1 protein-coding gene is annotated in these 1,287 nt (G+C 75.7%); it reads right to left on the bottom strand.

Annotated features, from left to right (window positions below; translation table 11 throughout):
• Window positions 1-494 precede the first annotated feature (494 nt).
• Window positions 495-1,287: DUF3362 domain-containing protein (locus D1643_RS11030; RefSeq protein ID WP_160710646.1), on the bottom strand; the 793-nt coding region annotated here is incomplete at its 5' end.

The following is a 1,287-nucleotide window of genomic DNA, read 5'->3' as shown; positions in this document are numbered from 1 at the left end:
TCGGCGCCTCGTCCGCGCGGCGCGGCACGGGCGCGCGGACGGCGGCGGGAGCGAAACGCTGTGCGGGGGGCGCGAGGGCCGGGCGGCAGGGCTGCGGCCGGGCGACGCGAACGCGGGGCAACGACGGGCTCGACGAGAGAGAGGCCTGCGCGAAGACGCGGGGCGACAAGCGCAGCCGGCGCGGGCTTGCGGCTGACCGGCGCGAACGCGATGCGGGGACACCGCCGAAAGCCCGGGCGGCAAAGCCGTGGTCAGCCTCGGCGCGAACGCGGCCAGGAGCAACACGCCCCGCGAAACGCGGTCACTCCGCGCCAGCCCGAGGCGCACCGCCAGCGCGAAGGCGACGGGGGGGATACAACGCGAAAGGCGCAGCCAGCACGAAGCCGCAACACGAAGACAGGCACCCCCCTCCGAAGCGCCCCCACCGCCCCGGGGCCGTGCTGGTCGCAAGGGCCAACCGGGCAACGCGCCCCGCGAAGCGCGCCCCTCCCCTGCTACTTGCCCTGCTTGCGGATGCCGCCCTTGCGGCCGTTGGCCTTGGGGGCCGGGCCTCGGCTCTTCCGGCTGGGAGTGCGCAGCCCGACGTCGCGGCCGCCCCGTCCCTCGGGGGCGCCGCCCCGCAGGGCGCGCACGCCGCGGGCGCCGCCCTTCCCGGGCGCATCGGGTCGACCGCCCTTTCCGACGCCGTCCGGCTTGCCGCCCCCTCCGGGCGCATCGGGTCGACCGCCCTTCCTGGGCGCGGAGGAGCGGCCGTCTCGCGCTTCGCCCTTCGCGTTCGCATCCCGCGTGCTCCTCGAGTCTCGCGCGCCGCCCCTCGCGTTCGAGCCGGCCGCCTCGTCCCCGCGGGTGCCTCGCCCCGCCGCGCGGGATGCGCCCTTCGCGCCGGCGCCGCTTTTGCGCGAGCCGCCCGCGGACGCCCCGCCCTCGTCCGCCTTTTCGGGCCTGACCAGGCATTCTTGGCCGTAGCCAATGAGGTCGGCACGGCCGGCGCGACGCAGGGCCTCGCGGACGAGGGGGCGGTTCTTCGGGTCGCGGTACTGGATGAGCGCGCGCTGGAGCGCCTTCTCGTGAGCCGAGCGCGGCACGTAGACGGGCTCCATCGTGCGCGGGTCGAGGCCGGTGTAGTACATGGCGGTGGCCATGGAGCCGGGCGTGGGATAGAAGTCCTGCACCTGCTCGGGGTTGTGGCCCATGTCGCGGCAGAACTCGGCTAGCTGTTGTGTGCCAATAGGTTGTTTACGCCGACGATGCGCGACATGGGCGGCAGGCCCCCGCAGGCGCTGTGCG

It is taken from the genome of Enterorhabdus sp. P55 (genome assembly GCF_009911695.1).
Taxonomy (GTDB): Bacteria; Actinomycetota; Coriobacteriia; order Coriobacteriales; family Eggerthellaceae; genus Enterorhabdus.
The sequence above is the reverse complement of the archived record's forward strand: the minus strand, read 5'-3'. Positions and strand labels throughout refer to the sequence as shown.